The 22,988-nt window shown below is 56.0% G+C and carries 17 protein-coding genes; 3 read left to right on the top strand and 14 right to left on the bottom strand.

From position 1 onward, the window contains the following. Positions 1 to 14: 14 nt before the first annotated feature. The 7 genes from CGZ80_RS24915 to msrA form a co-directional block, all read right to left on the bottom strand. Positions 15 to 935, bottom strand: a complete 921-nt coding sequence (locus tag CGZ80_RS24915) for a PfkB family carbohydrate kinase (RefSeq protein ID WP_094418392.1) — start codon at positions 933 to 935, stop codon at positions 15 to 17. A 139-nt stretch (positions 936 to 1,074) separates the two neighbouring features. Next, a complete protein-coding gene (locus CGZ80_RS24910) occupies positions 1,075 to 3,066 on the bottom strand; it encodes an alpha-amylase family glycosyl hydrolase (protein ID WP_094418391.1) in 1,992 nt (663 codons plus the stop codon). Continuing rightward, positions 3,050 to 5,278: an HAD-IIB family hydrolase gene (locus tag CGZ80_RS24905; protein WP_094418390.1), complete on the bottom strand. Its 2,229-nt coding sequence runs from the start codon at positions 5,276 to 5,278 to the stop codon at positions 3,050 to 3,052. The genes CGZ80_RS24910 and CGZ80_RS24905 overlap by 17 nt, the downstream gene beginning before the upstream one ends. 379 nt (positions 5,279 to 5,657) lie before the next feature. Further along, positions 5,658 to 7,505 (bottom strand): cation:proton antiporter, encoded by a 1,848-nt coding sequence (locus CGZ80_RS24900; protein WP_094418389.1) that lies wholly within the window; start codon positions 7,503 to 7,505, stop codon positions 5,658 to 5,660. Positions 7,506 to 7,719: 214 nt separating this feature from the next. Beyond that, on the bottom strand, positions 7,720 to 9,153 hold the full coding sequence (locus CGZ80_RS24895) for a phytoene desaturase family protein (protein ID WP_094418388.1): 1,434 nt from the start codon (positions 9,151 to 9,153) through the stop codon (positions 7,720 to 7,722). A 341-nt stretch (positions 9,154 to 9,494) separates the two neighbouring features. Then, positions 9,495 to 10,439, bottom strand: coding sequence for a sugar phosphate isomerase/epimerase family protein (locus CGZ80_RS24890; protein WP_198953786.1), 945 nt, complete (start codon positions 10,437 to 10,439; stop codon positions 9,495 to 9,497). Between the two features lie 199 nt (positions 10,440 to 10,638). After that, positions 10,639 to 11,265 (bottom strand): peptide-methionine (S)-S-oxide reductase MsrA, encoded by a 627-nt coding sequence (gene msrA / locus CGZ80_RS24885; protein ID WP_409994566.1) that lies wholly within the window; start codon positions 11,263 to 11,265, stop codon positions 10,639 to 10,641. A 297-nt stretch (positions 11,266 to 11,562) separates the two neighbouring features. Between msrA and CGZ80_RS24880 the strand changes: the two genes are divergently transcribed. Continuing rightward, positions 11,563 to 12,018 carry an acyl-CoA thioesterase gene (locus CGZ80_RS24880; protein ID WP_233148650.1) on the top strand — a complete coding sequence of 152 codons (456 nt, stop codon included), beginning with the start codon at positions 11,563 to 11,565 and terminating at the stop codon, positions 12,016 to 12,018. A 16-nt stretch (positions 12,019 to 12,034) separates the two neighbouring features. Here CGZ80_RS24880 and CGZ80_RS24875 read toward each other — a convergent pair whose 3' ends face one another. From CGZ80_RS24875 to CGZ80_RS24860, 4 genes are all read right to left on the bottom strand, one after another. Then, a complete protein-coding gene (locus CGZ80_RS24875; protein WP_094418386.1) occupies positions 12,035 to 13,276 on the bottom strand; it encodes a DUF1559 domain-containing protein in 1,242 nt (413 codons plus the stop codon). A gap of 325 nt (positions 13,277 to 13,601) precedes the next feature. Further along, the gene (gene uvrA, locus CGZ80_RS24870; protein WP_233148649.1) at positions 13,602 to 16,139 is read right to left on the bottom strand and encodes an excinuclease ABC subunit UvrA; all 2,538 of its coding nucleotides are present in this window, start codon (positions 16,137 to 16,139) and stop codon (positions 13,602 to 13,604) included. A gap of 53 nt (positions 16,140 to 16,192) precedes the next feature. Beyond that, on the bottom strand, positions 16,193 to 17,146 hold the full coding sequence (locus CGZ80_RS24865) for a lysophospholipid acyltransferase family protein (protein WP_094418385.1): 954 nt from the start codon (positions 17,144 to 17,146) through the stop codon (positions 16,193 to 16,195). A gap of 30 nt (positions 17,147 to 17,176) precedes the next feature. Continuing rightward, positions 17,177 to 17,611 carry a hypothetical protein gene (locus CGZ80_RS24860; RefSeq protein WP_094418384.1) on the bottom strand — a complete coding sequence of 145 codons (435 nt, stop codon included), beginning with the start codon at positions 17,609 to 17,611 and terminating at the stop codon, positions 17,177 to 17,179. 241 nt (positions 17,612 to 17,852) lie between these two features. On the opposite strand from CGZ80_RS24860, the gene CGZ80_RS24855 reads away from it, so the two are divergent. After that, positions 17,853 to 18,683 (top strand): sensor histidine kinase, encoded by an 831-nt coding sequence (locus CGZ80_RS24855; RefSeq protein WP_094418431.1) that lies wholly within the window; start codon positions 17,853 to 17,855, stop codon positions 18,681 to 18,683. A 21-nt stretch (positions 18,684 to 18,704) separates the two neighbouring features. Here the strand turns inward: CGZ80_RS24855 and rnpA are convergent, their stop codons facing one another. Both rnpA and CGZ80_RS29065 read right to left on the bottom strand, forming a co-directional pair. Next, the gene (rnpA, locus tag CGZ80_RS24850) at positions 18,705 to 19,100 is read right to left on the bottom strand and encodes a ribonuclease P protein component (protein ID WP_094418383.1); all 396 of its coding nucleotides are present in this window, start codon (positions 19,098 to 19,100) and stop codon (positions 18,705 to 18,707) included. A gap of 2 nt (positions 19,101 to 19,102) precedes the next feature. Then, positions 19,103 to 20,086, bottom strand: a complete 984-nt coding sequence (locus CGZ80_RS29065) for a DnaJ C-terminal domain-containing protein (protein ID WP_094418382.1) — start codon at positions 20,084 to 20,086, stop codon at positions 19,103 to 19,105. A gap of 105 nt (positions 20,087 to 20,191) precedes the next feature. On the opposite strand from CGZ80_RS29065, the gene CGZ80_RS24840 reads away from it, so the two are divergent. Further along, positions 20,192 to 21,790, top strand: coding sequence for a hypothetical protein (locus tag CGZ80_RS24840; RefSeq protein WP_143544139.1), 1,599 nt, complete (start codon positions 20,192 to 20,194; stop codon positions 21,788 to 21,790). A gap of 9 nt (positions 21,791 to 21,799) precedes the next feature. On the opposite strand, the gene CGZ80_RS24835 is transcribed toward CGZ80_RS24840, so the two are convergent. Then, a complete protein-coding gene (locus CGZ80_RS24835) occupies positions 21,800 to 22,843 on the bottom strand; it encodes a Gfo/Idh/MocA family protein (protein WP_094418380.1) in 1,044 nt (347 codons plus the stop codon). Positions 22,844 to 22,988: the final 145 nt, after the last annotated feature.

Raw genomic sequence — 22,988 nt, 5'->3', positions numbered from 1 at the left:
GCCAAGTGCTTTCGCTAAGCGACATAAAATCGATCGTCTGCTGTCGTTGCACCGGCGATTTGGCAAACCCTTGCCGAAAACCGAACTGCCTTGGCCAAGGTTTCGGGCCGAAATTCGTTGGTCGCAATCCCGGCCAGGACGACAGCCATGAAGGCGTCACCTGCGCCCACTGAATCGATAATGGAATTCGGATCGATCGATTCCGCTTCTTGCTTAGCATGTTCGCCAGAATGGTCGATCCAGTAGGCACCGGATGCGCCGTCTGTTACCCACAGCTCACGCACGGTCGAATCTTCAAAGAATTTCCGTGCAACGGTCAAGACGTCGTTGTGCGTTTTACAAGGCTGACCCGTAATCAAGCTCAGCTCATCACAATTGCATTTGAGGACGGTCGCACCATCGATCAATTGATTCACAATCTCGGTGGTGTAGTGGCCTTCACGCAGATTGATATCGACGACAATGTGGTCGCTGAACCGTTTTCGCAGTTGCAGGATGGTGTCGAAAGATACCGGTGACCGACAGCAAAGCGAACCGTGATACAGGATCGGTGATTCTGCCGCGGGAAGGTTTTCGACAAACGTTTCTGGAAAGCGAATGTAGTCATAAGCCTGTTCGCGGGGCAGGTCGTACTCGGGACCGTTCCCATTGTCATAGACGACTGCTTCACCTGTCGGCCGATCAACATCGGTTTGGACCAAATCGGTTGCAAGTCCCCACTGTTCGGTCGATTCGAGAACTCGTTTACCATCCTCATCCGCGCCAACGGCGGTAATCAGATACGGGTATTGCTCCAGGCCACGCAGATTCCAAGCCACGTTCATCGGGGCGCCACCAATGACACCTTGCCCATCACCAAGTCGGTCGATCAAGACCTCGCCAAAAACGATGATGGGCTTTGGGGGAGGGCTTTGGTGCAGCGGTGACGATTCCATTGTGGCCTATCAGGAAGAAGGGAAATGTATGCGGCGTCCTGGTGACAGTTAATATGACGCAGTTGCAAATCTCAGGCCAGCCTGCATGCGGGCCGTTGCGACCCGCGAAGATAGTTTCAAAGATCGACGTGACTTTCTACTAGACGCTTTTCAGCCACAGCAAGTCGTACGGATCAAGCCGGATTGGCAGACTGGTCGAATACTCGGTATCGGTCAGGAGATTGACGAAGAAACGTCCAAGGCCTGCCGTACGCAGCGTGTTGCCATCGATCGACTGCTCTTCTTCAGAGAAGTTTCCAATCACGACAAGGCGAGATCCGTCACACTGGCGGATGTAGGAAAGCAAGTGTGGATTCGAGTTCGCGATCAACTTCATCTCTTGACCGGCAAACGCACGATTCGACTTGCGAATCGAAATCATCTTTTGCAGCGAACGGTAAATTCGTCGGCGCAGTGAATCACGAGCCTTGTCTTCGTCGAGTTCCTCCAGGTATTCCCACTTCATTTTCGGGCGGTGGATCCAACGCGAGTCACCTGCTTTGGCGGGGTCACGAACGAAGTCATAGTCGTTCAGCATGCCCCATTCTTCGCCCATGTACAGAAGCGGGATTCCGCCAATGCTCAACGTGACACCGTGCAACAGCATCATGCGGCGAACCGACAGTTCCTTTCCCCACTCGTCTTCTTCTTCGATCGCTTTCTCAAGTCCCGCGAGGGAGGCCATCGTTCCAGAAATACGCATGTCGCCGGTCAATTCGTTCTCTTGGAACGGGACACCCCGAGCGAAGGAGCCTTCGAATTGGCCGGTATAAAAGCGGTTCAAAAATTGTCGGTGATCATAGGCATTGATCCCAAGCGTCCATGCGTCGCCGTCATCGAACGTCCAGCCGATATCGTCGTGGCAACGCAAGTAGTTCACCCAAGAGGTGCCTGTTGGCAGCGAGAACCGACGTGCGATGGTGCGAGTCAACAAAGTGGTCCGACGTGTCGCAAGCGATTCCCACAACAACGCCATCAACGTTGGGTTGTACGAAATTTGGCATTCGCCGATGTCGATGTACTTGACGACTTCGTCGGGGTGCACGATCGCTTCGGATTTGAAGACCAAGCCTGGCGCCGCGATTCGCGTGGCGTAGTTGAACGCCTGAATCAGTTCGTGAGCTTCGGGCAGGTTTTCGCAGTTTGTTCCCAAGCGTTTCCAAACGAATGCGACTGCATCGAGCCGCAAAATATCGACGCCAAGGTTGGCGATGAACAACAGTTCGTCCAGCATCGATCGAAAGACCGCCGGATTGCCGTAATTCAGGTCCCATTGGAAACTATTGAATGTTGTCCAAACCCAGCGGCGTGTTCCTTCGTGCCATGTGAAATTTCCCCGGCGTACCGTCGGGAAAATCTCACGCAGGTTCCGCTCGTACTGCTCGGGCATTTCCCGGTCGGGAAACATGTAGTAGTAATTCTGGAACTCACGTTGGCCCGCCTGGGCTTTCATGGCCCATTCGTGATCATCGGCAGTGTGGTTGAACACGAAATCCAGCACCAAGTTGATACCGGCTTCGCGCAGTGCGTCGGCCAACAATCGAAGGTCTTCGACAGTGCCAAGACTCGGATCCACACTGCGGTAGTTGCTAATCGCATAGCCGCCGTCGTTGTTGCCGGGGCGAACGGCAAACAGCGGCATGAGGTGCAAATAGGTCAGACCGAGTTCTTTGAAATACGGAACATGGTCGCGTAGCTTGCACAGGTTCTCGCTGAACAGATCCACGTACAACGCACCGCCAACGATCTGTTCCGATTGAAACCAATCCGGTTCGATCACACGTCGGCGGTCTGTCTCACGCAGTTCGTCGGATCGCTCCGCGAACGAACGTGCGCAGGTCACCAGAACCTGTTCGCAGTGATAGAAAAAATCGTAGCGTGAACCGTAAAGCTTAATCAGTCGACGAAACAGCGGACTCCAGTATTGCTGCAATCGCTCGTCAAAGAGTTCTTGCTCGCTGGCACCAGTGCCTATCGTCTCCCAAACCTCTTGTAAACGTGGACGCAGACGCTGAAGCGTTAAGTCGGCCTGAAACTCGATTTCGTCTCGGTAGTTCTGCTCGATCTCAATTACTTCATTCAGTCCGATCATTTGGAATGGTGATTTTGTCAAAGAAGTTGTAGTACTCGATGCCTTCCAAAATCCCGCCTGCATGCGGACGCTCGGCAAAGTAAACACGCGGCCGATTCTTGTAGCGATTCAATTCGCGACTGTGGTTCGCGACGACAACGCCAAGCGTTCCGCCCAACAGCATCCCCGCGTCATTGCCAGAGTCGCCTGCAACCAAAACGTTACTTGGCGAGAATCCCCATTTCCACAGGACATGACGCATCGTGAAGCCACTGCCGCCGCGAACGGGAATGATATCGAGGAACATTCCCAAGGATTGAACAACTCTAGCTCGCAAGCCAGCGGCACGCAGACGCTTTTTGAGTTCCGTGACAGGTGCCTTGCGGGGATCAAAGTCGTAGCTGATTTTGAACTCGGATTGTCGGTCTTCCGTTTGCATCGTCAATCCGTCTACCCCTTCCAAACAACGCCGAATTTCGTCGGGTTGCCACGCAAAACCGATTGATTTTTGCCATGTACGGTCCGCGATCAATGATTCGCCATAGTGCAGTTGCGTCCCCGCATCGGTATCCATCAAGTCGGGTTTTGGCAAACCGAGTTGCTGAATCATTTCGAGCGCGCTGTCCAACCGTCGGCCGGTCGCGATGCCAAAACCGATGTGTTCGTTATCATTCAAAAAATCGATGAATTGTCCGAGTGCTTCGTCATCGCCCGTCAAAGTATTGTCCAGGTCGGTGATGATCAAACGGTCAAATTCGGGAAGCCGTCGAGCGGGGCGGTTGACCATTTTGTTCGATGTCGAACGGTCAACGACTTCGCGCACGTCGCGAACATAACGTGCCGCATGGTTCTTCCACGCATAGTGCTTGCGAGTGCCAGCAATTCCGTGCTGCGAGAACCGCTCCCAGACTTCAGGCTCTGTCAATACTCGCAATAACGCGCGTTCGATGTCGTCACTGTCGAGCGGATCGATCAGCAAGCCGTTTTCGCAGTTCGCGACGATATCACGCGGTCCGCCGTCATTTGTCGCAACGATCGGAAGACCTGTCGCGCCCGCTTCCAGTAGCGTTAGCCCGAACGGCTCGGTCAATGCGGGATTGATAAACACGCCCTTCGGCTTGGCTGCCAAACGGTATAGATCCGGGACGTCGGATGGGCGATGTGATTTTGGGTAAGCAACTTTGCCATATAAGTCGTACTTATCGATCAAGTGCAAGATATTGGTGATGACGTTCTGCTGCGCTTTGGGCAACTCGCTGAGATCATCACGTGTTCCCAGAACGAGGACCAAGTTGGCTGCTTCTTGCAAGTAGTGACTTTCGCCGTAGACCTTGACCAACATTTCGAGGTTCTTGCGTTCGTCAGGCCGCGCCATCGCAAGCACCATCGGCTTTTCCGGCTCACGCAAGAACGCTTTGAGTGAAGCTGCGATCTGTGGCTCGTCATCGCTTGGCGGCGTCGGTGTAAACGACGAAAGGTCAACGCCGGGCGGGATCACTTCCATCCGATCGGGAACGTAATGATCGTACAGTTGGTACTGCTGCTCGACTTCTTGGTGGGTACTGGTCACGACGATGGAAGCCGTTTCCAGAGCTGTTTCTTCGGCCTCGATCCGTTGTCGGAATCGATAGCGTTTCTCCAACTTATCGGACGCGGTTTTATGGTGGGACATCCGCTCGCGTTTGACACGGCCAAGCGAGTGACCGGTGAACACGTAGGGCACATGAAGCAAGCGTGCCAGGTGAGCACCTGCGAGTCCGGCATCGGCGTAATGTCCATGGATCACATCCGGGATTCCATTCCGTTTAAAATGGACCAGGGCCTGATCGATGAACATTTCGATGAATGGCCAGAGCGACTCTTTGCGTAGGTACCGCTTCGGGCCAAACGGAATGCGGACGATTTTCGCCCCTTCACAAAGCTCTTCTTCGAGTACGGCGTAGTCGGTCGAGACTTTTGGATCGACGATCTGGCGCGTCAGCACTTCGACTTCCGCGACGTCGTTTCGCTGGGCTAGCTCACGAGCCAGTTCGACAACATATTTGATCTGGCCACCAGTGTCGGCATCGCGTCCCAGCTCCGGCTCGTGCCCTCGGACGAGGCCGTGCAAGCTGATCAGGCAGATCTTCAAGGCTCGGTTTTCTTGGTCCCGACCTGCCGTGTGGTCAGGGGATTCGGAAGGGCTCGGCAAACTCTCTAGTGATTGTGATTCAGGCTCGATGACGAAGCTCATGAGTATGCGAATTAATTGGGAAGTGCAAAGCTGCTGACAGTCCACCTATCAACGCAACTTTCGACGCTTGATTAATCGCAACGCAGGATGCAATCGATATGCCAATCACTCTGTGAGGGTTCCAGTGCCCCTGAACGCTCCCTTATCAACTTCTACCGAGAGCGGCGATTGAACCACCAAGCGCTGCGCTCCCCAATCTGGCACATGGATCGCAGTCGTAACACAATTCGTGAATGTATTCGGACCCAAGCATTAACAAATCTAATGCAATTGGTCGGTAATCGACCAGCGTGGGTGGTTAACGGCCATCCTGGTGGGTGGTCTGGTTTTGTTACCTGGTCCTTTGAGCAGACGGATTTCCGGTTTTGCTCTGCCCGATCTATTTCGCAGCGGCTTTCGGCGCTTCTTTTACGGCATCTGCATTCTCGACCAAAGCAATGATGGTCTGTTTCGAATGTGGATTCAGCGGTTCGCTGACGGTGTCAACGATGAGCCGTTTTTGCTCGTCAATGACGCAGAGCAATTCGACTTGCTGCCGCTGTTCGACAAAGTTTTCGAAAGTGAATTCGGCGCTCAACTTGGTTGTCTTGAGTTGCCAGCCGTTTTTAAAGCGTCGTTCGATTTCTTGAAATTTCAGGCCTTTGGCGAACAAGTCACGACCGGTCAGTGATTTGTCGATCGTTCGTCCTGCCTTTTCATCAAAGGTCAACTGATAGACGTTCGCCCTGCCAAAGAGGTTCCGGCACTCGCGTACGGCGAACGTGTTGACTTCGTTGTTGGACGTCATCGCTAAAATCTTGCCGATACCACCGAGAGGGAGCGAATCCCGCGCGTGCTCATTGGCGATGTTCACGCAGTGCGCATTCAGGCCAGCCATCTTTGCGATCGAGACCTTGGCAAAGTTCGTGTCGACAATCACGACAGGAACGTTCGCCTTTTTTAGCTCCAGCGCGAACTCACGAACCCACGGATCGGCACCAACGATCAGGACTCCGCTGGAATCTTTGTCGGCCAGTCCAAGCCAATTCGCAAGCGGAGTCGCGCCCAATCCGTACACGGCGACGGTCCCGATGATTGTCATGAAAATCACGTTGGAAAGTTGTGCCGCATTGGATGCCAACTCTGTCGAGCCCTGGCGTTGCAGTTGAAGTGCGAACACGGTGCTGATCGCCGCGGCGACAATCCCGCGTGGTGCAAGACCGGCAATAAAGCTTTTCTCTCGCCAGTTCAGCTTGCTTCCCGCGAGTGCCGTGAAAACGGAGAGCGGCCGCACGACAGCGATTAACAGTATCACGAACAACGGACCGCCAAGGCCCAGGTCCAGAATGCCTGTGAGTTCCATCCGAGAACCCAGCACAATGAATAGGCAGCCGATCAAAAGCGTGACTAAGTGCTCTTGAAGTTGCACAATGTGTTCGATGTCCATCGGATGGCGATTGGTCATCCAAACGCCCATCACCGTGACCGTGATCAATCCGGACTCGTGAGCCACATAGTCGCTAAGTCCGAACAGTAGCAATGCGACAGCGAGTGCCCCGACGCCGTGCAAGTTGTCGGGTAACAGAAACCTGCGGATCAACTCGGTGACAAGGAAGCCACCGAGGATGCCTGCGACGACACCAACGATCATGGTTTTACCAAGCATGAACGCAACCTGTGTCGTGCCATGCCCGGCGTCGATCAGCAATGTTTCAAAGAGCAACACCGACGCGACAGCGCCAATCGGGTCGATCACGATGCCTTCCCACTTCAGCGTGTTGGCGACACGGTTGGTGGGTCGAACTTGTTTGATCAGAGGTCCGATGACGGTGGGGCCGGTCACCATCAAGATTCCGCCAACGAGGCAGCTCATTCGCCAGTGGAATCCGAGGCAGTAGTGCGACGCGATCGCCGCACCGACGACCGTGATCAGCGCGCCGAAGGTGCAGAGCCGAAGTGCTGGAACACCGGAGTCTTTTAGTTCGGTGAACTTTAGCGAAAGTCCGCCTTCGAACATGATGATCGCGACGGCAAGCGAGACGAGCGGGAACAGTAAGTTCGGCCCGGCTGTGTCAGCATCGCCACCGGTCACTTCGGCCAAAACCGTATCCGGTCGAAAGACGCCCCCAAGGGCCAATCCGAACAGCAGCAACAGCAAGATGCTTGGGAGCTTTAACTTCCATGCGAGCCACTGTGCCGTCACCGCGAGGATGGGGATGAAGACCAAATAGACCAAGAAATAGTCCATAAGCAGAACGTCTTTAGGCCGAGGCAAACGGGGGTGAGGTGTCGGACCAGTGTAGGCCGCCGTTACCCCCTAGGTCGAGTTAGTTGACCGGAACAATGGGAACCCGCGACTTGTTGCCCTCACAAAGGCGTCGCAGTGGCGTTTATGCCGGTCTTGTGACCGACTGACACAACCTATCGGGAGCTGCGAAAACAAGTGACGCCGTCGAATCCGATCAAACGGGCGATGCTTCGCTGGTCAACAACTGGTCGACTTCGTTGCTGACGATGACGCCATAGTTGATCGCACCCAGCCAGCCGCTCATGATGATTCCGACGCTGCCGGCATGGAACATTCCGCCTACTTGGTTGGGCAGTTCGCGACTGACCTGGAGGCCTTCGAATTTCGTTCCGAAGCTCGCGCCCATTTCGTGCCGGGTGTAGTGATGGAATGTGCGTGGCGTCGCCGCTTCGGCATGCGCGATCTTGTCTCGCACGCCGGGAATGTATCGCTCGAGCGCGTCGATGGTTGTTTCAACCAAATCTTGTTTACTCTGTTGATACTCTTCTTCGCCGAGCTCGCTCCAGTCTGACCAGTTCGCATTTGTGCTGCTGACGATCGCATAGCGTTCTTTCTTTTTCCACGGACGGGTGCGTGGATAATAGAAGCTGAACGTTCGCGACGTGATGTCTCGGCTAAGCAACGACGCGGTATTGAAGTCTTTCGCGGTGCTGGTGAAGAACAGGTCGCCCGATGACTCATCGATCTCTTCACCTTCCTTCAGTGCCATGTAGACCTGCGTGCTGCTGTTGTTCAGACGCACGGCGTTTGCTTGGTCGACGTAATCGCGATCCAGCTTGTCTTCGCCGATCATTTTCAAGATCGTCGTCTTTAAGTTGGCATTGCTGACAATCGCACGACAACGGATCTTGCGTCCGCCAACATGGACGGCACTGACGCGTCCGCCGGCAAGGTCAATCTTATCGACGCCGCAGTTAATCCGGATGTCGACATTGTTGGATTCAAGCTCTTGCTTCATCCGCTTCACGAGATCGTCGGTGCCGCCTTCATAGATAAAGACACCTTTGCTCATGAAGTTGCTAAACACGATACCGTAGGTGATCGCGGGGTCTTCCAGCGTCGAACCGTTGGCATACGTGATCGGTTCCATCAACAATCGGACGATGTCGTTGCGTCCTGGGAAGAACCGCTCGAATAGCTGACCCGTCGTGGTGTTCTGGTCGTCGTAGAAGTTCATTCCACGCGCGGTGTCGAAGAACTCTTTGACCGTTGCCGGTTCCTGCCCGAATCGTTCGACCAAGAGACGCGAAAAGTCTTCGCGGTCGAATGTCGTTGTCAGCGAAAACTGTGGGTTGTCGAAGCGAATGTTCTTGAGCTGAACGATGCGGTCCGAGATGTCACGGTTCCAGTAGCGACGGCAGGATTTAATCATGCCATGCGGGAAACCGTGAAGCGAGATATCAAACGTGTGGCTTCCCGGCCGGAGGAACCAAGTAGCCAAACCGCCCAGTTTGTAATGCTGCTCCAACAGCAAGACACGGTGTCCCGCGCGTCCAAGGATGTTGGCACTGGTCATTCCGGCCAATCCAGAGCCAATGACGACGACATCGTATTCGTCTTGAACGCCTTTTAAATGATCACGCGGCATGGTGAAGCGAGCGAATCCTGAATTGATGAATGGCCTGGTCCGATGCACGGGCGGTGGGGAGTGACACTGCCCCACGCCGAGATCCTGCCGGCCCTGTAACTGGTGGCCTTGCAAAGCGGCGCTGTAAAGCGGAACAGCAAAGCGGCCTTAATGTTGGGTCCCCGGGTTCGAGCTTTGCCCGTCAGGGAATTAGCCGATCACCGTACAGGATCACGGCTATTTCGCCAACCAAGTCACCGACCTTAGACAGCCGTTTTAACACCTTGCAGGGGTGTTTTGACCGGTTGTTGGTTAGGATTGCGCCATTGGGCCAGACGCTGGCCGATTCGCTTGGCCGCGTGTTAAGCCAGGGCGACCGCTTCGGCGACAACTTTGCGAGATTTCTCCAGACCTTCTTTGGCGACTTCCAGGGCGTCGCGGTTCCAGTAATCCTGGTTGAAGAGCTCCAAGGAGAACGTTCCTTTGAACCCGTGATCGATCAACATGCGAATGATCTTTGGCAGTGGGCAAATCCCGTCGCCAGGGAAGACGCGGTGTTTGTCGGCGATCGATTCGCGAGCCGGGGCCGCAGGGTAGTCGTTGATGTGGAAGCAGTGCATTTTCGACGCTTCGATCATCGACAAGCCTTCGAAGTCGCTGCCGCCTTTGTAGATGTGATAGAAGTCCGGCAGGACACACGCCATTGGGTGGGCCGCTTCGCTGGACACGTACGCCAGTTCGCCAAGTTTGCTGAGGGTGGGAGAGAAGCCCCACAATTCCAATTGTGGCGCGACACCGGTTTCCTGACCCAGCTCACAAATCTTGCGGTATCGTTCGGCGATCACCGGCAACGGCGGAGGGACGCTGTCACCACTGTGTGCGCCGATTGGTGGAGCCGCGATCAGTTTTCCGCCCAACGCGGCGACCAAGCCCATGTCATGTTTGGCCGTTTCCAAACCGCGTTGACGTTCGTCGTCATTGTCCGAAATCCAGTTCGCAAACCCGATCGCGCTGGCGACGTAAAGCCCCGAATCTTCGATCTGTTTTTTCAGGTCGGCGAGGTCGCCACCACCGTCAACATACGCTTGGATGTCGCTGATCCAAGGTTCGATCGCATCATAGCCAGCCTGCGATGCGACTTTGACCTGTTCTTCGATGGGCAGCTTTTGTCCGCGGATGGTGCTGGTATTCAGCGAGAAACGGACGGGCAGTTCGGGAGCCGAATCCTGGGCGACGGCGAGGCGGTCACAGCTTAATGCTGCGGCGGTTGCCGCGGCGGTCAGAACAAATTGGCGACGGTTTGTCATCAGTACGGAATGGCCTGTGGGGTTTCGATCAAGTCGTGTCCTACTGACGCACAACTTTTCGGCCACATTTTAACTGGCAAAACCGAGCAAGAAGAGACGCCCACCGGATTTTGACCGAATGGGCGTCAATGAGCTCACGTGACTGTCCGCGTGACGTGGTGAAGGTCGCCACGGGCGGCGGGTCGAACGCCGAGATTGCCTACTTGAGGTCTTCTTTGATCTTGTCGCCGAAGTTGCGATTGAACTTGCGAACTTTATTGACGACGACCGCTTGGCAGTAACCGTAGTTAGGATTTTTGCGGAAGAAATCTTGGTGGTAATCTTCGGCAGGATAGAACGTCGTTGCTTTTTCGAGCGTGGTGACGATCTTGCGATCGAATTCGCCGGAGTCGTCGAGCTTCTTGATGTATTTTTCGGCCGCTTCGCGCTGTTCTTCGTCGTGGTAGAAGATACTGCTACGGTACTGTGGGCCTTTGTCGGCGCCCTGTTGGTTCAAGGTCGTTGGGTCATGCGTTTTGAAGAACACCTCGAGCAGTTCTTCGAACTTGACCTTGGAGGGGTCATAGCGGATTTCGATCGCTTCGGCGTGTCCGGTGGTCTTAGTGCAGACCTGTTCGTAGGTCGGGTTGGCGACTTCACCGCCAATGTAGCCGCTGATCACATCGCCGACGCCTTCCATGCGTTCGAAAACGGCTTCGGTGCACCAAAAGCATCCGCCAGCGAGCGTGGCGATTTTTTCTTTTTGTGGTGACGATTGGGACTCTTCAGAGGACAACGTCGCGTCTCCATTGACAGGCGGTTCGGCCGAAAGCTTGCACCCGGTCATCGCACCGATTGCGAGGAGGACGAACAAGATCCACTTTTCCAAGTGACGTTCTTGTGGCGAAATCGCAACAGCTTTAGCGATCGTTTTCATCGTGATCCTCTGGTGGTTTAAACCGCCCTGCAATCGGTCGGCCGGCGCGCGGATTTATGACGCCCCTAGTATACGCCCTGGGACAGGCATCGTGAAATCGTAGAATGTCGATCGGGCCAGATCTTCCGCCTGATAAGGTCAATCTGCCAAGGTTTGACCGCAAATGCTCGTTTCAATTTGTCCCTCAGCCATCCCCCCACGCTATTTGTGACTGATTCGATTCCTACCCACCCGTACTTTGATCTCCACCACCGCGTCACGGCGGACGAAATCGACTCCCAGCAGCACGTTCATAACTTGCGTTATTTGCAGTGGTCACTCTGGGCAGCCGGAAAGCACACCGCAGCGATCGGCTGGGACGCTAAGCAAGCCTTGTCCGAAGGAGTCGGCTGGGTGGTCCGAGAACATTCGATCCAGTACCGTGTGGCGGCGCTGTTGGATGACGAAATCGTGATTCGAACTTGGGTGTCCGACCTGCAGCGGTTTGCGTCGCGGCGAAAATACGTGATCTTTCGACCTGTAGACCAGGCCGTGATCGCCCGGATTGAGACCCGCTGGGTATTCGTCGATTTGACGCGTCACAAGGTCTTGTCGATTCCCGATGAGGCAAAGCAATCGCTGGTCGTTTTAGATCAAGCTCCCACGTTGCCGTGGGAAGCTTGATTGGTCCGCAACGCGATTACTGGATCATTGCTTGGTCGATGACTTCGCGACTGTTACGCGTTCCCAAAGCCCCGATGACACCATAGGGGCTGATGTCGCCTTTCATCACACTGTCGGCTTGACCGGCCGAGGTGTTGCCAGAATCGATCGAGTTGGTGATGAACTGGATCGCTCCGTCGCCCATCAGGATGTGCGCGCCACCGGAGTGGTAGCTGCTGATCGACCAGTTACCAACACCGGATTCATTTGCATCGCCGATGCACAGTTCGGTGTTGGGAGCACGGTTTGTCGTGACGCCGGTGTAGATTGCGGAATAGCTTGCCCAGTTGAAGCCGCGACGAGTGCCGGCTTCTGCGATCGCCGGCAGTTGGCTGCCACCGAGGTCCAGAACATTGTGCGCCGGATAGATCGTTGAGTTCCAAAAGTTCGGGCGAGCGGGGTCAACGAGGTTCGCGTTATTGCGACAAGCCATCGTGCCGCCACCGGTGGTCAGCGACACGTCAAATCCGTCGACAGCGGTGACATTGAATGCGGCACGGGTTCGGTTATCGAAAGTCGACAGGTCTGTCATGATTTCGCCGGCGCAGATGGTGTTCGACAAACCGTCTTTAACTTCGGCGAAATCCATCTTTTTGCGAGGGACGAACATGCCGCGCAAATAGCGTTTGACGAGCTGTTCACGATTGGTGTCTGGGTTGGTACGTCCGTTGGGTTCGGAGTAACCGAGTTCGGCACCAATTGAACTGTCACCCAAGCAAGCGGCGTAATTCGTTCGTGCCATTGCGGGCAAGCCGGTCCCCGGATCACTGGGGCAACGGAGCATCGGCAGCTCAGTTTCCCAGGGCGTGTATCCGGTGTAGCCCGCTTGCGGTTTCGGCCCCATTGCCGGATAGGTCGTTCCATTGACAGTCAGCGGTGCGCTGATTTGGTCCCACAAGCCTTGCTGCTCCATGAACGGTAGCAAGCCGACGAAGAAGCTGAGGCTGGACTGATTGGTCCTTGCCGAGAATTCTCGTATGTCGCTTGAGTCGAATGCCACTCCCGTTCCGGAGCCTTGCATCGGCAATCGCTTGAACGAGGTGTGATAGTTTTGGACGGCAAGCCCGACCTGGCGGAAGTTGTTGCTGCAACTCATCCGACGCGCCGCTTCGCGTGCCGCTTGAACGGCCGGTAACAGGAGGCCAACGAGGATGCCGATGATCGCAATCACGACAAGCAGTTCGACCAAGGTAAAGCCAGCGCGGTTTCGTCTAGACATCTTAGACGGCTCCTGAGAACGAAAGATTAGATAACGAATGGGTGAAGCTGAAAGCACCGGCGGAATCTTGAATCGTTCGGATTACCGCGCGACTGGGGCGCCTTGTCACTGTACTACAGCCGGTCATGAGCCACAATCTGCACAGTCACGATCAAGCCAATGATGACGGTTGACCGCGAAGGCTACATCGACCAACGACGCTGTGTGCTGCTGCGGGCAATCTGGGCCACGAATAAGACGATTTTCATAGTGCTCTCCGAACGCTACCGCTGCGATCGGTGCAAACCGTTATTGTTCGGTCGTGAATCACCCTCGCGATATCGTACTAGCCCTTCACACCCAGTTTTTCCGCAAGGAACGGCGCACTCGGGCCATCGCTGGTCCGTGCGATTTCTTCGGGGGTGCCCTCCCCGATCAGCCGGCCTCCGCCGCGTCCGCCTTGGGGGCCGAGATCGATGATCCAGTCACAACACGCGAGTAAGTCAAAGTCGTGTTCAATCACGACGACGGTGTTTCCGGCGTCGATCAATTTTTGCAGAACATTGATCAAGCGTTTTACATCGACGAAGTGTAGCCCTGTTGTCGGTTCATCGAGGATGTATAAGGTCTTGCCCGTCGAGACGCGTGCCAATTCGGTTCCAAGCTTGATTCGCTGTGATTCGCCACCGCTTAGTGTCGTGCTGCTCTGGCCAAGGTGCATGTAGCCCAGCCCAACTTCTTGGAGCGACGACAACAAACGCAAGACGTTCGGTACGTTGGTAAAAAACTCGCACGCTTCATCAACGGTCATGTCCAATACATCCGCAACCGTCGCACCTTTGAATCGGACTTGCAAGGTTTGCCGGTTGAATCGCTTGCCGTTGCACCGTGGACAGGTCACGAACAAGTCGCTCAAGAAGTTCATCTCGATCCGTTCGACACCGTGGCCTTTGCAAAGTTCACAGCGACCGGCAGCTGCGTTAAAGCTAAACCGGCTTGCGGTAAACCCACGTGTTTTCGCTTCGCGGGTCGCCGCATAGACCTTGCGGATTTCGTCCATCACGCCGCTATACGTCGCCGGGCAAGATCTAGGCCCACGTCCAATGGGCGCCTGGTCAATCGGAATCAACTTATCGACCAAGTCGGCGCCTTGGATCGAATCGAATTGCGTGACCGAATCCTTGCGCACGGCCAGCTTACGCCCGTGCTCGAGTTGGTGCTTGACCGCAGGCAGTAACGTGTCGCGAACGAGCGAGCTTTTGCCGCTTCCCGAGACGCCGCTGACACCGATCAAACATCCGATCGGAAACCGTGCATCGATGCCTTTTAAGTTGTGCGTGCTGACACCGCGAAGTTCGATGAACTGGTCACGAGCGCGACGCGTTTCGGGAATCGGGACGTGATCGGCACCCGACAGATACCGGCCCGTCAGACTTTTGCGTTTCGCTTGCACTTGCTTCGGTGTGCCTTGCGCGACGATGGTCCCACCGCCCGCACCAGCACCCGGTCCGACATCGATCAATCGATCCGCTGCACGCATGGTCGCTTCGTCATGCTCGACGATGACAACCGTGTTGCCCTGGCGCTGAAGCTCACGCAAGCACCCGATCAAGCGATCGTGATCGGCGGGATGCAAACCGATCGACGGTTCGTCCAAGACATAACACACGCCGACCAAGCCACTGCCAATGCTGGTCGCCAACCGAACTCGCTGCAACTCGCCACCGGATAAGGTGTCGGCGGATCGATCGAGTGTTAAATAAGCTGCCCCGACGCGCTGCAGGAATGTCAGCCGTTTACTGACCTCGGTGACGATCGGATCGGCAACCGCTTGATGAAGTGCGGAAAAGCCTTTGCCCATGCCGGCCAGCCATTCCAAGGATTCGTCCGCGTTCATTGCGGCAAGTTCGGCGATCGAAATCCCGTCGATCGTCACCCCAAGCGACTGGGCATTCAATCGCGCACCGTTGCAATCCGGACACACACGCGGGTTCGACTTTGCGTCGACGATGCCCAAGCCATCGCAGGTGGGGCATGCGCCATAAGGACTGTTGAACGAGAACGAACGCGGTTCGATTTCTTCGATACTTGAACCGCACTCGACACAAGCCATCGCCGTGCTGTGAATCTGATCGTTCCAGTTGTCGGCTTCGCCTTGAATTGACGTCATCACCAAGCCTTCGCCCAAACGCAAAGCTAAAGACAACGAATCGGCGAGCCGCGATTCAACTCCTTCGCGGATCACCAAGCGGTCGACGATCGCCTCGATGGTGTGATTCTTGCGAACGGCCAACTCGGGGACTTCTTCGAGCAAGTAGACCTCGCCATCCACGCGAGCCCTCACCAGCCCGGCGACTTGGATGGATTCCAGTACATCCCGATGGGCACCTTTGCGGCCACGCACCATCGGCGACAACAGCATCAGTTTGGTGCCTTCCGGATAGGCAAGCAGCGCATCGCGAATCGCGTCTGGCGATTGTCGATCAACACTTGCGCCGCAATTACCACAGTGCGGTGTGCCGACTCGCGCGAACAGCAATCGCAAGTAATCGTAGATCTCGGTAACGGTCGCGACCGTACTGCGGGCACTCGTCGAACCGCCCTTTTGATCGATCGCCATCGTCGGCGCCAGCCCGTCGATCCAGTCCACGTCGGGGCGTGGCATCGAGTCGAGAAACTGCCGCGCGTACGCCGACAAGCTGTCGATGTATTGTCGCTGGCCTTCGGCGAACAAAGTATCAAAAGCAAGCGAGCTCTTGCCGCTTCCCGAAACACCAGTGATCACCGTCATGGCGTCGCGAGGGATGTCGACGTCCACCGATTTCAAGTTGTGGACACGGGCACCGCGGATACGAATGCTATTGGCAGAAGTCGACTTGGGCACCGCTGGGAACGCTTTGAGAGAAAGGAAGCTTGCCCTCAATCGCGGGCCGCGTGTTAAGCCGCTTTGGCAATTCGTTTGGCGATCTGTTTCGCAATGCGAGGTGGCGGTTGACGCCAACGTCGATGCAACCACCAGTACTGCTCGACCGCTTCACCAACGCTGTAGGCAAGTTGTCGATTGTACCACCGCGTCAAAGTCTGAACGGACTCGCAATGTCCATCGGGATCATCGGCGGGGTCGGCCACCCCAATGCAAGCCGATTCGAACTGCATCGGTTGGCCATTCAATCGCCGCGTCGCACCGGCAATCATCGGAGCACCGCTGCCCAAAGAGAATAATGGCAAAGCCTTGTGACATGAAGCGTGCACGCCCAGGAATCGCTCCCAACAACCTTTGGGACCGGCATGTTGGTCGGCCAAGATCGCCAGGGTGCCACCACTTGCCAAGTGTTCGTCGACTTCGTTCGCACAGCCGTCCTTGTCCAGCAATCGCTGGCCTTTCGCACTGCGGAATCGCTCCACCCAGCGGTGCAAAAACGGATTGTCCAGCCGCCGCGCGATCGTCGTTGCTTCGCAGCCCATCAACCCGGCGGTGTACCCGCCGATTTCGAAATTGCCGTAGTGCCCCGAAACCATCACCGCCGGACGACGCGACAGACACCCACGTAGGATTTGTTGATGGTTCCGAAAGCGAACGTATTGCGTCCAGTTGGTCAGATGCAATCGCCGACCTGCCCAAGCGATTTCGCAGATCATCAACATCAGCGAATGCCACATCGCCAGTTCCAGAACGCGAAGCTCGGCTTCGCTGGCATCGGGAAAAACTTGCGACAGATTTTCGCGGGTGGTGCGTTGGCGAATCCGAAACACGCGGCAGGCAACAAACGCCAAGCAGCGGCACATCGAATCCCCCATATCCAGTGGCATCGCTTGCACGATGGCCACAAAGCAGCGGACCAAGAGGTACGAGCTGAAATGGCCAGCCGTTTGAAACAAAGATCGAAACATCGTGGTCGTGCGGGGGCGACGTTGAAACGTTTAGGCAAACAAAGACGCGTCGATGATTTCCGGTTCGTCAATTTCGGCGAACACTTCATCGCGATCCGCGAAGGCCGACCGGGCAGGGTTTTCTGACCGTGCAGGGACTTGCTGCGGTGCTGCTTTCGCGGCCGGCGCTGGCTTCGCGGCGTGCGCCGCAACTACCGGTGTTGTTTCGGCAGTCGATTCGTCCGGCTTGTCGGCGGAGTACGAATCTAAAATTTCGGTGATCTGAGACAACTGTTCCGTCGTGGTCGCAGAAAGGTCCAGAAACAGAATCCGGCGAGCGCCGACTTGGCACCAGCCTGGCTGTTGATCCTCAAGCACAATTCGTCGCACATCAAAACCTAGTTCTTTGGCGCGGCGGATGGCTTGCTTCAATCGTTCGGCGACGTTGGGCTTGCCGTTGGCTTTCGAATAGGCGTTGGATGACATCCTGTTCCTCGATTTGTCGTTCCGATGACGGTGATTGCCGCAGGTTGTACCCGCTGCATGCATTCTTCGCTAGCAATTCGATCGACGACTTTTCCGGTTGCGTGGGCTCGTGAAGCACGGAAAAGCTGCACCTGCGCACAACAGCTAGGTATAGCAGCACCGTTGTTCTGGACGATAGGTCAAGTGAATCGAACAAGCACCCAGCGAACTCGAGATGTCTTCCGAAGACCCAGCGGAAAAAATGACCCAGTCAACTCCCCAGCCTGTCGCGTCCATCACACCACATCGTCTACACGCTGCAGCGAAGCCGCCGGCATCCGCCCAATCAAGCGAGGCCGAACTCGTCGAACAGATTGGGCAACTGAAGGCACAGCTGCGTCAAAACCAAGCGATGGCATCGTTGGGGGAATTGACCAGCACCGCGACGCACGAGTTCAACAACGTGCTGATGACGATCATCAACTACGCACGCTTGGGGATTCGTAACCGTGACGACGCGTCGCGTGACAAAGCGTTGTCAAAAATATTGGAAGCGTCCGAACGTGCCGCACGGATCACGAGCACGATCTTGGCCCAAGCACGCAATCGGTCTGATTCGATGGAACCGACCGACTTGGTTGCGTTGGTCAAAGACACGATGGTGTTGCTTGAACGCGAAATGAACAAGTACCGCGTCAGCGTCTGCACCGAATTCGCCGAAGACACTGTCAAAGCAATGGCAGCTGGCAATCAGATCCAACGCGTGCTGCTGAACCTGCTGATCAACGCTCGCCAAGCGATCGGCGAAGCCGGGCAGATGTTCGTGATCGTTCGCAACAGCGACGACCCAGCATTCGTCGAAGTCGTGGTGCGTGACAGTGGCTGTGGCATCCCGGCCGAAACCTTGCCGCAAATCTTTGAACCGTTCTTTTCGACCAAGAGCGGCCCTGACGATTCGGGGAAAGGCGGCACGGGACTGGGACTATCCGCGTGCAAAGAAATCGTCGACGCACACAAAGGAAAAATCCGCGTCGAAAGCAGCGTCGGTGTCGGCACCGCATTCACGATCCGCCTTCCCAAGGCACCGTGCTAGTCAATCGCGAGGGCCGCAGGTTTAGCCCAGGCGCCGGACCGCTTTCTGAGTCAACTTGGGAATCGAACGCTGGATCGTTTTCCAAGTCGGACGCGCGCCTTTCTTTGGACGCACGATAAAGTCATACCCTTCAGGAACCTTGTCCTGTTGGGTACGGAATGATTCGCGGATCAGCCGTTTCCAGCGATTGCGTGCGACCGCGTTGCCGGTCTTTTTAGGGATCGTCACCCCCAAGCGTTTGCCATGTGCCGCAGCGCTGGTCGCTTGATGTGATTGTGCGACGGCGAACACGACCAAACAATTGTCCGCCGCGCAAGCACCTTGACGCAGGATGATTTGAAAATCGCCGCCACGGATGACGCGTTTCGTTTTGGGAAACGATTGCGTCGCCTTCGCTTGCCCGGCTGGATTGTCCAACGCTAGAACTCAATCTCGTCACGCGGTGACATCGGATTGCGCTCGCCGAACGATTCCAGCAATTCGCGAGAGGTGTCATCGACGGACTCGGGAACTTTGATTTGCAACTGGACAATCAAGTCACCGGCATTGCCGCTGGCCGATTGAATCCCTTGGCCCTTCAAACGCAGCTTGCGACCGCTGCTGCTGCCGGCGGGAATATTCAACGACAACGAACCGGTTGGCGTCGGGACTTCGACTTTCGCGCCCAACACCGCTTCGGTGATCGTGATTGGCAATGCGAGTTCCAGGTTCTGGCCGTGCCGTTTGAAAAACTTGTGGGGCGTGGTTTTGATCACCAGGATCAAGTCACCGCGTGGGCCACCGTTGGGTGACGGGCTGCCTTGTTCGCGAAGCCGCATCTTGGCGCCTTCGGCGACACCCGGCGGGATGTTCACCGCCAGTTTTTCGTTGTTGAGATAAAACTCGGTTTCACCACCGCGGACCACAAGCTCCAGTGGCAGTTCCAGTTCGTGTCTTGCGTTGGCGCCCTTTTGCGGCGCGCGTTGACGTGTTGCAGAACCGGCACCGGGTCCCCTGCCGCCGGCACCACGACCGCCACCGCCGAGAATCTGTTCAAAGAAATCGCCGAATCCGCCTTCGAAATTGAAGCCTCCTCCGCCGCCGTTTCCACCACCGGCACCGCCGCGACCAAAGATTTGATCCAGGTCCAGACCATCAAATCCTGCACCCGCGGCCCCCGCACCGGGATAACCGCCACCACGAATCTTTTCAAAGTCCGATCCATAACGATCGTACGCGGCGCGTTTTTCGTCGTCGCTGAGTACGTCGTAGGCTTCTTGGACGCGTTTAAATTTTTCCTGAGCGTCTTTTCCCGGATTTTTATCGGGGTGAAATTTCAACGCGAGTTTCCGGTGCGCCTTTCTGATCTCGTCCTTCGACGCGTTTCGGGATACCCCCAGGGTCTGGTACAGGTCTTCTGACACGGTGAATTAACGCTATGCGGTTGAATGGAAGTCGGTCTCGGTGAAGCCCGCCTTTATACTGCAATGGAGACAATCTTGGCAGGACAAACAGAACCTATCGACAAAATGCAATCTTTGCGCCAGTACGAACTTTTTCATCCGATCGGCGGAACTCATTCGGCAGCATTTCGTGTGTTGCTGGGCTTTTTCACGGTCAGCGTTTTGGCTGCAAACGTCTGGGCAGTCGGCGGTTCGCTGACGCTGCATCTGGAAGACGAATCGACGCAAGAACCGGTGATCTCGCGTGTCGAATTTTTTCGAACCGACCCCGGAAAAAAAGATCGCCCAATGCCAATTCGACAGACCGTTTCCGCAGGGATCGGTGTCGTCGTTGACCGCAGCGTTGTGCTGGAACTGCCCGACAGTTCCTACCGTTTTCAAATCGTACGCGGCCCCGAATACCGCCTCGTGGGAGGGAACTTTACGCTTGAAAAAACTAGCTTGGACGAAAAGACGGTCAAGCTGCCACGAATGGTCGACATGCGAAACGAAGGCTGGCTGTCGGGTGACTGCTGTGTCGTGCCAAGCTCGCAAAGTTTGCCGCTTCGGATGGCATCCGAAGACCTGCACGTCGCGGCAGTGCTGGACGATGTTCCCTCGAAGCCGATTCCACATCGCGACGCCGATGACATGATCGACAATGACCCGAGCTGGATTCGCAGTGATGTTGCCGTGAATCAAGGTCTGATGTTCTATCACGTTGACGACACTTTAAAGCAATCGATCGAAGCCTGCGGGTCATCCTCCGAAGCGTTAGTCGCCGCAACGACGAGTGACACGGACAACTCGCCAAAGATCGCGATCGAAAACCCATTTGCGTGGGAACTACCGATTTGGTTGGCCAGTCAACGCGTCGATGGCGTGTTTCTGTTTGGCGACTGGTTGCGGCTGGATAAAACGATCTATCAAGTCAGCGACGGTCGCGGCGAAGAAGCGTTTCGATTGCGTGATCCGACGCAGGTGGGGCGATATGCCGAACGCGTTTATCGTCAGATGCTGGATGCCGGGATCGACATTGTGCCTTTGGCTGGCGGTGGCGATGAGTCTGCCGCAACCCCGGTCGGATACAACCGTTTGTATGTCGCCGACGCAAAGCCCGCGTCGTACGATTCGGAACTCGATCAACCACACGTCCCCGGCACCGCCGACCGCTGGTGGGAACAGGTTTGGAATGGCTGCAGCGTGGCGACGAACGGGCCGTTGCTACGACCGCTGTTGGCAGGCCGGCTTTGCGGGCACGTTTTCGAAGGCAGAACTGGCGAGGTCTTGCGGCTGCAGCCAGAACTGAATCTGACCGTGCGAGATCCCGTCGACTACTTGGAAGTCATTCATAACGATCGAGTTCACTACAGTGCCCGCTTGGACGAATTCGCCAAGGCCGGCGGCAAGATCCCACCGATCGACGCGAAAGAAAGTGGCTGGGTGATCATCCGCGTGATGACACAATACGAAGGCCACTATCGTGCTGCGGTCACGGCACCGTGGTGGATCGAATTTGATGGCCAACGTCGCGTTAGCAACACCGCGCTCGAATTTTTTCGCGAGTGGCTGTCCGACTATGAACAGCACTTGATGTCAACGCGACCGGATGATGTCGCCAAGGAAGCACCGTTTGTTCGCGCCGCCCGCCGGTATTGGCAACGGAAGGCGACGACTGATAACTAGTCGTGATGACTAGCCAAGCGTGACGATCTTGCCCGTCTTGGCGCTTTCATAGACACCGCAAATTACTTCGACGCTGCGGCGGCCTTCTTGTCCGTCCAAAATCGAAGGTCGGTTTTCATTGATCGCGCTGATCGCTTCTTCGAACAACATCGTGTGACCGTGGTGGCCGATCGCGGCCGGGTCGGCGGCACCGCCACCGGTTTCCGTTTTACCAGCCATCTCGTCGCGGATCTTGGCGTCTTGTTCGGTCTCGTTCGCGAACTTCCAGAATTTGATGTCTTCTTCTTCCAAGATCGCGCTGCCTTCGCTGCCGCTGATCTCGATGCGTTTGAGTGCCCCCGGATAAGCGGTCGTGGTGGCTTCGATCACGCCCAATGCGCCGTTCTTGAATTTCAGCGTTGCGACAGCGACATCTTCGACTTCGATGCGTTCGTGAGTCATCGTGCTGGTCATCGCGCTGATTTGCTCTACCGGGCCCATCAACCACAGCAGCAAGTCGACGCTGTGAATCGCTTGGTTCATCAACGCCCCACCGCCATCAAGTTTCCAGGTTCCACGCCACGCACCGCTGTCGTAGTACTCTTGGCTGCGGTACCACTTCACATAGGCGTCGCCCATCGTGATTTTGCCAAAGCGGCCTTCGTCGACGGCGCGTTTCATCAATTGACTGGACTGATGAAACCGGCTTTGGAACGTCACGGTCAGACGGACGCCATTTTCTTCGCACGCTTTGATGATTGCGTCACAGCGTTCGGTCGTGATCTCCAGTGGCTTTTCCACGATCACATGTTTGCCAGCCTTGGCGGCCGCGATCGCCGGGTCCATGTGCAAGCCGCTGGGGGTGCAGACCGAAATGGCACCGATCGAATCGTCAGCCAGCATCTCTTCCAACGTCGCGAAACTGCGGCAACCGTGCTCGGCGGCAAAGGCTTCGACCTGGTCAGGACGTCGTGCGGTGGCGCCGACTAAATGAGCCCCTTTGGCGTCCTTAATCGCACGGGCATGAAAGTTGGCGATCATGCCACAACCGACGATTCCGATTCCGATGCTCATGCTGTTTCACTCTGGCGATGAAAAAGAGGTTGGCGAATGCGATTCCACTTCCGACGACGGTGGGATCGCACAATGGGTGGTGGGAAGGCGGGCCATTGTCGCCGCTGGGGCGGGGCTTGTGAACCCTGTTGGCGGCACTCTGCTA

The organism is Rhodopirellula sp. MGV (assembly GCF_002251265.1).
Classification (GTDB): domain Bacteria; phylum Planctomycetota; class Planctomycetia; order Pirellulales; family Pirellulaceae; genus Stieleria; species Stieleria baltica_A.
Note: the sequence above shows the minus strand (reverse complement) of the source record. Positions and strands in the feature narration are given on the sequence as shown.